Genomic DNA, 8971 nt, shown 5'->3' with positions numbered 1-8971 from the left:
GGCGCCGCGTACGTCCCCGCGGCGCCGGCGGCCGGTTCAGCGCGACGGTCCGCCGCGCCGGCGTGGGCGGACGCGCGCGATCGTGCTGCGCGACCGGCAGAGCGGGCGGATCAGGACCGGTTCGGCGGGTCCGGCGCCGTCGCCGGCCTCCCCGGCATCCCCGGTCCCGCCGAAGTCGAACGGGTCGTCGAACGGCGTCATCCGGCACTCCGCTGCCCGGAACCCTGCAGCGCCGCGCAGCCGGACTCGTCGGGCAGCAGCGGCCGGAACATGACCCGCCACTGCTTGCCGCCGGACTCCCACGGCGTCTGCTGGTTCGCTTTCTGCGCGGCGGCCCACACGGCGTCCTTCTGCGCGCCGGTCACGCTGAGGCAGTGGACATCGAGGGCCGGGTTGAGCGCTTCGCCGGGCAGCGCGGGCCCGGGCCACGGCACCGGCGCGCCGCCGAGCCCGTCATCGGATTTCACGTACGGGCTGGCGATGGCCGCCACCTCGTCCGGCTCGTACGGCTTGGTGGCCGTGGACAGGCCGGTGAGCTTGTCGACGAAGGCCGCGAGCTTCTTGCGGGCCGCCTTCTGCTCCGCGGTCAGCGCCGGGTCGTCCGGCTGAGCCTCCCGCAGGGCGATCGCCTCCACGGTCTCCGTGCCGTAACCGGTGTCCACCGTGACCCGCGTGCTGGGCACGTCGGCGACACCCGGCGACCCGAAGTCGGCGCCGTCCTTCACCCCGGCGGCGACCGCCTCGGCGGCCAGTTTCCGCACCGTCCCCGGCTCGATCCGCTGCACCTGCAGGTTCGGCAGGGCCGGGCCGGGCGCGATCAGCGGCACCGGACCGTCGGTGATCACCCGGCCGTCGGCGTAGACGGTGACCATCGGCAGCCGGCCGACGAGGTAGTCCGGCGGCACGAACCCACCGCGATAGTCGACGCGCAGGGCGACCCGGTCCGGATCGCCGGCGGGAACCGAGGCGCTCTCCAGGGCCGGCCCACCGGCGGCGCCGTCGCCGGCGCTGGTCTCGGCGGCCGTGCCGGGCCGGGCGCAGGCGCCCAGCAGCAGGACGGGGATTGCGGCGGCCACGAGCAGGCCGCGGGTGGCCGTCAAAGACTTAGTCATGATGGGTACGACGATGTGGCCCAGGCCACGGTTCCTGGCGCCGGCGACTTTCCCGCCGAAAGTGTGCGAGTTACCCGACGGCCCTGCTCAACGGCCTATTCAGCCACCACGCGGGCCCGGCGCCCGAGCACCTCGACCACGTCACCCGGGTGCAGCTGGCGGCCGCGCCGCAGGTCGACCTCGCCGTTCACGGACACGTCACCGGAGGCGATGAGGATCTTGCCCTCGCCGCCGGTGTCGATGAGGTCGGCCAGCTTCAGGAACTGGCCCAGCCGGATCATGTCGCCGCCGATCGGCACGTCTCGCATCCGAACATCATCCCCCGTTCCGAAAAACTTCTGCGAACCGGTTGAACCTTCCGGGCTCGTGATCCGAACTACATCTCGTGAGGCTTCTGGGGATGGCCCGCCGCGCGGGCGTGCTGGCCGCTGTGACCGCTGCTGGTGTGCTCGTCGCCGCCGGCCCGGCCGCGGCCGACGTGACGGTGAGCCCGACGAGCGCGCCGCAGGGCAGCGGGGCGAACCTGTACTTCCACGTGACCAACTCCGGCGCCGCGCCGGTGACCGAGGTGACCTTGCGGATCCCGGCGGACAGCCCGATCGCCGAGGTCTATCCGCTGTCGGTCGACACGTGGGCGCCGAAGATCGAGTGGCAGGACCTCAGCGAGCCGCTGACCTCCATCCACAACGGCACGCCGGTGACGAAGGCGCCGAGTGCCGTGACGTGGATCGCGATGGGCACCACGCTCGCCCCGGGCCAGGCCACCGACCTCGGCGTCGCGGTGGGCCCGCTGCCGACGCTGAGCACGCTGAAGTTCCCGGTGGAGACGAAGTTCGCCGACGGCACGGCCGGCCCGGCCATGTCGGCGACGCTGACGCTGACCCCGTCGGACGGTGCGGCACCGGCCCACCACGGCGGCAACGGCACGACCGGCAACGGCACCACCGGCAGTGGGCTCACGCCGGGCGAGGAGGCGGCGTACGCCGACATCGTCGCGAAGGCCGAGGAGGGCCCGTCGGTGCTGTCCATGGCCGGCTGGGTGGTGGCCGTCCTGGCGCTGCTCGGCGCCGGCTGGATGATGCTGCGCAACCGGCACCGGGCCGAGGAACGGGCCGAGGAGGAACCGGACGACACCCCCACCGAACCGGAGACCGACGAGGGCGAGAAGGAGCCCGTCGCGGCCGGTCGCTGGAGCCTGAAGGGCCAGTAGTACTTCCCACGCAGGCCGGGCCTGCGAGCGGGAAAACCTCACGCGGGTGGGCGTGAGGACGTCGTGGGGAGGCGCGTGGGGCGCTGACCACGACCGGCGGGTGGGGCCCCGGGCAAGGCCCATGATCCGCGCGTCGGGCGGGCGGGGAGAGATTCCCGCCCGCCCGACTCCGCCGATCCCCGAGTCAGACAGCCACCACGCGTTCGGTGCGCAGGGCGTCGATGATCTCCCGTTCCACCCGGTCCGACTCGTCGTGCGGGACCTGGCACGTGCCGGCCGCCAGGTGACCACCCCCGCCGTAGCGCAGCATCACCTCGCCGATGTCCACCGGTGAGCTGCGGTCCAGGATCGACTTGCCGCAGGCGAACACGGTGTTGAGTTTCTGCCGGCCCCAGATGATGTGCACCGAGACGCGGGCCTCCGGGAACAGCGCGTAGACCATGAACCGGTTGCCCGCCTCGATGACCTCCTCGTCGCGCAGGTCCACGATCACCACGTCACCGTCGAGCCGGCAGACCCGGTGCAACTGCTCCACGAACCGGGCCGAGCAGTCGTGGAACAGCTGGGCGCGTTCGGCCACGTCCGGCAGGGCGAGGATCTCGTGCACGTCCTGGATCTCGATGCACGCGTCGATGAGCTGCATCATCAGCTGGTAGTTGGAGATCCGGAAGTTCCGGAACCGGCCGAGCCCGGTCCGGCTGTCCATCAGAAAGTTGAGCAGGGTCCAGCCGGTGGGGCTGAGGATGTCGGTCAGGGTGTAGTCGGCCGAGTCGGCCTGGTCGACGGCGCGCATCAGGTCGTCGGAGACCTGCGGGAACCGCTGCCGGCCACCGAAGTGCTCGTAGATGACCCGGGCCGCCGAGGGCGCCTCGGCGTCGATGATGTGGTTGTCCCGGTCGCCCTCGTTGCGCAGCGTCTCCGAATGGTGGTGGTCGTAGACCTGGTAGGCGCGGGCGTCGTACGGCAGGTTGGTGAGGATGTCCCGGTCGGTCACCTCGACGACACCGTCCTGCACGTCTTTCGGGTGCACGAACATGATGTCGTCGATCATGTCGAGGTGCCGCAGCAGCACGGCGCACACGAGACCGTCGAAGTCGCTGCGGGTCACGAGCCGGTACTTCACGGGGTCCCCCTCGATAACAGACAGCCGGACCTGAGCTGGCCGAACTGAGCCAGCCAAACACGAGACAGCCAGACCTTTGGCACCATTTTGCCACTTTTTTCGCGAAGGCCCGGGTGGCATCGACGTATGGACGTGTTCACCGCCACTTCGTCCCGCTTTCCAGGAAGCAGATGAACCGGTTCGGGTGGCGGCTGCGTAAGGTTCTGACGGACGGCATCGAACCGGTCGGAGGACACGCAGAAGATGGACCACGCACCTCAGCTCATCCAGGAGCGCAGCGCGCCGCCAGCCACGCTGGTGATCTTCGGCGCCTCCGGTGACCTGACCCGGCGCAAGCTGCTGCCGGCGGTCGAGAGCCTGGCCCGGCACAACCGGCTGCCGGACCAGTTCGCGCTGGTCGGTGTCGCGCGGACGGCGATGAGCGACGAGCAGTTCGCGGCGAGCGCGCTGGGCGACCGCAGCCTCGCCGACAAGCGCCAGTTGCAGGGCGGCGTGCGTTACGTCGCCGGCGGCTACGACGACCCGGAGACCTACAAGCGGCTCGCCGAGACCCTCGACGAGCTGGACGCACAGCGCGGCACCTCCGGCAACCGGCTGTTCTACCTCTCCACCCCGGCCGGCGCCTTCGAGCCGGTGATCAACGGCCTGGCCGGCGCCGGGCTCAACCAGCAGCGCGAGGGCTCCTTCTCCCGCCTGGTCATCGAGAAGCCCTACGGGCGGGACCTGGCCACCGCCCGCGAGCTCGACGGCGTCGTGCACAGCGCGTTCGACGAGGCGCAGGTCTTCCGGATCGACCACTACCTGGGCAAGGACACCGTCCAGAACGTGCTGGCGCTGCGCTTCGCCAATTCGATCTTCCAGCCGATCTGGGACCGCTCGTGGGTCGACCACGTGCAGATCACCGTGGCCGAGACGCTCGGCGTCGGCACCCGCGGCGGGTTCTACGAGCACGCCGGCGCGATGCGTGACATCGTGCAGAACCACGTGCTGCAGGTTCTCGCTCTGGCCCTGATGGAGCCGCCCGCCTCGTTCGGCGCCGAGGGCCTGCGCAACGAGAAGGTGAAGCTGCTGCAGGCGATACGGCTCCCCACCGACCGCGACATCGCCGAGGCCGCCGTGCGCGGGCAGTACACGCGGGGTGGCACCCGCGAGGAGCTGATGGCCGGCTACCGCGAGGAGGTCGGCGTCGACCCGCTGTCGCGCACCGAGACCTACGCGGCGATGCGCCTGAACGTGGACAACTGGCGCTGGGCCGGCGTGCCGTTCTACGTGCGGACCGGTAAGCGACTGCCGGCCCGGCTGACCGAGGTGGCGCTGCAGTTCCAGCGCCCGCCGCACCTGCCGATCCCGAACGACCAGCTCACCGGGCTGGAGGCGGACGCGCTGATCCTGCGGATCCAGCCGAACGAGGGCATCTCGCTGCGCTTCGGCGCGAAGGTGCCGGGTCACTCGTTCCGGGTGCGCACCGCCAGCATGGACTTCTCGTACGAGTCGACGTTCGCCGAGGAGTCCCCGGAGGCCTACGAGCGGCTGCTGCTGGACGCGCTGATCGGCGACGCGTCGCTGTTCATCCGCAGCGACGAGGTGCAGCAGTGCTGGCGGATCGTCGACCCGATCATCGAGCACTGGGAGCGGGACAACTCGCCGATCCCGACCTACGAGGCGGCGTCCTGGGGCCCGACCGACTCGGACCGGCTGATCGGCCGCCACGGCCGGAAGTGGCGCAACGCGAGCTGACGTCGCGTTCCCTGCGGCGCGGGACGGGCTCGCATAGGGTGTTGCTAGCCCGCCCCGCTCCCCCGGAAAGAAACACGCCTATGCAGGTTTCGGTCGCCCACCATCCACCGAACACGGCCGTTCTCGTTCTGCGCGGATCCCTCGACATCGACACCGCGCCCGCCCTCAAGGCCAACCTCGGCCGCCTCGTCGAGCGTCCCGCCCCGCGCGTCGTGGTGGACGTCTCCGGTCTCGACTTCTGCGACTCGATGGGCGTCGGCGTGCTGGTCACCGCGCACGGCCGGGCCACCGAACGCGGCGGCTGGGTCCGTCTGGCCGCCCCGTCCGGTTTCCTCCGGCGCCTTTTCGACACGCTCGGCCTCAGTGATTACCTGCCGATGTTCGCGGATGTCAGCACGGCGCTGCAGGACTGACACCCGTACCCCAGGGTCAGCGTGTGCCCGCGGCCACCGCGTCGAGGGCCGCGACCGCCGCACCGCGCGCGCCGGCCATGTCCAGGTCCGGCACCAGGGCGAAGGTCGCCGCCCGGGCCTGCTCGTCGCGCAGCTGGGTGTTCTCCCGGACGGTGTTGAGGAACCACTGCCGGAAGTGCGGCGCCGCCTCCACGACTCCCCCGCCGAGGAAGTAGGCGTCCGGGTCGGTGAAGTTCGCCGCGATGGTGAACAGCTTGCCGATCGCTTTCGCCTGCTGGGTGAAGACGGCCAGCGCGAGCGGGTCGTCCTTCTCGCCGAGGCCGCGCAGCAGCTTGGCCGCCTTCTCGACCGGCTCGCCGGCGAGCGGGTGGTCCGGGAAGCGCTTCAACCAGTACGGCAGCAGGTTCTTCTTGATGCCGGTGAGCGAGGCGATGCTCTCCACGTCGCCGGCGAAGCCGCAGTTGCACTCGGGCACGAACTGGTCGGCCTCGAGCACGCCGAGCAGCGGGATCTGCACGTGGCCGAGTTCGCCGGCCATCCCGGCGGCGCCGCGGATCACCTTGCCGTTCTCGACGACGCCGCCGCCGAGGCCGGTGCCGACGATCGCCGAGACCGAGGACCTCTCCAGCGCGGCCGTCCCGAAGTGCCGGTGGTGGGCGTAGAGCGCGGCGGCGTTGGCGTCGTTGTTGTAGATCACCGGCAGGCCGAGCCGGGCTTCCAGGGCGCCGCGGATGTCGAAGCCGTGCCAGGACACCTGATTGAAGTTGGTCGCGCCCTTGGACGAGATCACCCCGTGCGCGCTGGCCGGGCCCGGCGTGTCCAGGCCGACCGCGCGGACCAGCGACAGGGGGGTGCTGGTCAGCTCGAGGATGCCGGTGAACGCGGCGGCGAGCTGCTCGACGGCTGACTCCGGGCCGTCGAGCACCCGGCTCGGGTTCTCCACGAGGTGGCTGACGAGGAACTGCCCGGTCGCGTCGAGGACGGTGGCGTTGTTGCAGGTGCCGCCGTTGTCGAGGCCGACGACGACCCAGGAGGCCGGGGTGCGTACGGTTTCTGCCTGATCCACGGTCTTGAGCCTACGTCCGAGGGCCTGCCGGGGACACGGGTGCGCCCGGATTGCGAGAGCGTTAGTCACGGTTGCAGCGGCGCGGCGACGGGCCGGACGGGCCGAACCGTCTGGCATGACGCGCCGTACCGTGCTCGCCGGGTCCATCGCCACCGTCGCCCTGACCGCCACCGGTCTGGGGGTGTCCGCGCCCGCCGCGGCCGAGATCCAGACGGCCACGGCGGCTCCCGTGAGAGAGCAGACGCTGCTCAGCGGCGACCCGATCGCGCACCTGCTGCGCCGCGCCACGTTCGGCGCCACGCCGGAGTCCCTGGCCGAGGCGCGCAAGCTGGGTGTGGCCGGCTGGCTGGACCGGCAGTTCGCGCCGGCGAAGATCGACGACGCGGTCTGCGACCGCGTCCTGGCCCGGCTGCCGCTGGCCGGCGCCGACGGTGCGACGGTGCGCGCGAAACTGCCGAAGCACTCGTACGACGCCTTCAGCCAGCTGGGCCGGGCCGCGATCGCCCGGGCCGCGTGGAGCAACCGGCAGCTGTTCGAGTCGGCGGTCGCGTTCTGGGCCAACCACCTGCACGTCGCCGCGCCGTCCAGCGGTGTCTGGGACACCCGCGCCGACTACGACGTCCAGGTCATCCGCAAGCACGCGTTCGGCCGCTTCGCCGACATGCTCAAGGCCAGTGCCCGGCACCCGGCGATGCTGACCTACCTGGACCAGCGCTCGTCGACGAAGGCGCACCCGAACGAGAACTACGCCCGTGAGCTGATGGAGCTGCACACCGTCGGCGTGCGGCACACCGAGAAGGACGTGCTGGCCGCCGCCCGGCTGCTCACCGGCATGACGGTCGGCAACTCCGGCGGCTACGTCTACGACGCGTCCCGGCACGCCACCGGCGCGGTCGACATCCTCGGTTTCCGGCACGCCAACGCCGCCGCCGACGGGGAGGCCGCCGCGATGGCGTTCCTGGACCACCTGGCCCGGCAGCGGGCCACCGCGGTACGGATCGCGCACAAGCTCAGTGTCCGGTTCGTCGCGGACGAGCCGCCGGCCGCGCTGGTCGAGCGTCTCGCCGACGTCTACCTGAAGAACGACACCGCGATCGTCCCGGTCCTGCGGGCGCTGTTCACCTCGCCCGAGTTCGCCGCGTCGACCGGGCGCAAGACCCGCACCCCGTTCGAGGACCTGGTGGCGACCGTGCGCGTGCTGGGCCTCAAGCCCGACGCCACCGGGACGAAGTCGCTCGACGCGCTCTACAACGCCCTGGTCGACGCCGGCAACGCGCCGTTCCGCTGGAGCGCGCCGAACGGTTTCCCGGACGTGGCCGCCGTCTGGGCCTCGCCGACGGCGTTCCTGCTGCGCTGCAACCTGCACCTGAACCTGGCCGCCGGCTGGTACCCGAAGCAGCTGACCCGCCCGGCGGACCTGCTGAAGTCACTGGTCCCGGTGCTGCCGGCGACGTACGGCGCGCTGGTGGACGCGCTCGCCGTCCGCCTGATCGGGGCGAAACTGCCGGCCACCCACACCGCGGCCGTGCTCAGCGTCGCGGACAAGCTGCCGACCAGTCCTCTGACCGCCAAGGACAAGTCGCTCGCCGGCGCCGCGCCGTACCTGATCGCACTGGTCCTGGACTCGCCGTCGTTCGCATTGAGGTGATCATGACGACTCGTCGCAGCGTTCTCGGGAACGGCATCCTCGCCGGAGCGTGTGCCGGGCTCGCCGGCGCGACCCTGAGCACCCGGCTCGCGTACGCGGCCGACGCCGGCGCCGGCAGGTACACCGGGGACACCCTGGTGGTGGTGTCGCTGCGCGGCGGCTTCGACGGGCTGAGCGCGATCGCCCCGATCGGCGACCCGCACTACTACCGGGCGCGCCCGGCGATCGGCGTGCCGAAGAACCGGGTGATCGCCGGCGACGGCATGTTCGGCCTGCACCCGGCGCTGGCGCCGCTGCTGCCGCAGTGGAAGGCCGGCCGGATGGCCGCCGTGCACGCGGTCGGCCAGGCCGACCCGACCCGGTCGCACTTCGCCGCCATGGAGGCGATGGAGAACGCGGCGCCCGGCACCTCGATCCGCACCGGCTGGCTGGACCGGATGCTCGGCCTGACCGGCGCCACCAGCCCGCTCGCCGGCGTCTCGGTCGGCCGGGCCATGCCGGCCCGGATCCTCGCCGGACCGGCGGCCGACCTGTCGATGAGCAGCCTCGACGACGTCGCCCTGGCCGGGGACGGCAAGCGGCCGCTCCCGCCACGGCCGGCTCCAGACCCTGGTCGGTGAGCACCGCCGGCCGGATGCCGTGTGCGAACTCGCGCAGCTCGC

The 8971-nt window shown here is 71.8% G+C and carries 10 protein-coding genes; 5 read left to right on the top strand and 5 right to left on the bottom strand.

The features are described 5' to 3' along the window. Positions 1-36 precede the first annotated feature (36 nt). From AB0F81_RS48735 to AB0F81_RS48725, 3 genes are all read right to left on the bottom strand, one after another. The gene (locus AB0F81_RS48735) at positions 37-201 is read right to left on the bottom strand and encodes a hypothetical protein (protein WP_360210849.1); all 165 of its coding nucleotides are present in this window, start codon (positions 199-201) and stop codon (positions 37-39) included. Continuing rightward, positions 198-1112 (bottom strand): hypothetical protein, encoded by a 915-nt coding sequence (locus AB0F81_RS48730; RefSeq protein WP_360210847.1) that lies wholly within the window; start codon positions 1110-1112, stop codon positions 198-200. Before AB0F81_RS48730 ends, AB0F81_RS48735 begins: the two co-directional genes overlap by 4 nt. A gap of 95 nt (positions 1113-1207) precedes the next feature. Beyond that, on the bottom strand, positions 1208-1420 hold the full coding sequence (locus AB0F81_RS48725) for an RNA-binding S4 domain-containing protein (protein ID WP_360210845.1): 213 nt from the start codon (positions 1418-1420) through the stop codon (positions 1208-1210). A 92-nt stretch (positions 1421-1512) separates the two neighbouring features. Here AB0F81_RS48725 and AB0F81_RS48720 point away from each other — a divergent pair, with 92 nt between their 5' ends. Beyond that, the gene (locus AB0F81_RS48720) at positions 1513-2322 is read left to right on the top strand and encodes a DUF1775 domain-containing protein (RefSeq protein WP_360210843.1); all 810 of its coding nucleotides are present in this window, start codon (positions 1513-1515) and stop codon (positions 2320-2322) included. Positions 2323-2506: 184 nt separating this feature from the next. On the opposite strand, the gene AB0F81_RS48715 is transcribed toward AB0F81_RS48720, so the two are convergent. Further along, positions 2507-3445: an exopolyphosphatase gene (locus tag AB0F81_RS48715; protein ID WP_360210841.1), complete on the bottom strand. Its 939-nt coding sequence runs from the start codon at positions 3443-3445 to the stop codon at positions 2507-2509. 243 nt (positions 3446-3688) lie between these two features. On the opposite strand from AB0F81_RS48715, the gene zwf reads away from it, so the two are divergent. Further along, positions 3689-5182 (top strand): glucose-6-phosphate dehydrogenase, encoded by a 1494-nt coding sequence (gene zwf / locus AB0F81_RS48710; protein WP_360210839.1) that lies wholly within the window; start codon positions 3689-3691, stop codon positions 5180-5182. Positions 5183-5262: 80 nt separating this feature from the next. Next, positions 5263-5595, top strand: coding sequence for an STAS domain-containing protein (locus tag AB0F81_RS48705; RefSeq protein WP_360210837.1), 333 nt, complete (start codon positions 5263-5265; stop codon positions 5593-5595). A 16-nt stretch (positions 5596-5611) separates the two neighbouring features. On the opposite strand, the gene AB0F81_RS48700 is transcribed toward AB0F81_RS48705, so the two are convergent. Beyond that, the gene (locus tag AB0F81_RS48700; protein ID WP_360210835.1) at positions 5612-6661 is read right to left on the bottom strand and encodes an ROK family protein; all 1050 of its coding nucleotides are present in this window, start codon (positions 6659-6661) and stop codon (positions 5612-5614) included. Between the two features lie 115 nt (positions 6662-6776). Here AB0F81_RS48700 and AB0F81_RS48695 point away from each other — a divergent pair, with 115 nt between their 5' ends. Both AB0F81_RS48695 and AB0F81_RS48690 read left to right on the top strand, forming a co-directional pair. Then, positions 6777-8309: a DUF1800 domain-containing protein gene (locus AB0F81_RS48695; protein WP_360210833.1), complete on the top strand. Its 1533-nt coding sequence runs from the start codon at positions 6777-6779 to the stop codon at positions 8307-8309. A 2-nt stretch (positions 8310-8311) separates the two neighbouring features. After that, complete coding sequence (locus AB0F81_RS48690) at positions 8312-8929, top strand: hypothetical protein (protein ID WP_360210831.1); 618 nt, start codon at positions 8312-8314, stop codon at positions 8927-8929. Positions 8930-8971 lie beyond the last annotated feature (42 nt).

Origin of the sequence: Actinoplanes sp. NPDC024001 (assembly GCF_040638955.1) — a bacterium.
Lineage (GTDB): Bacteria > Actinomycetota > Actinomycetes > Mycobacteriales > Micromonosporaceae > Actinoplanes.
This window is presented reverse-complemented; position numbering and strand designations above follow the sequence as displayed.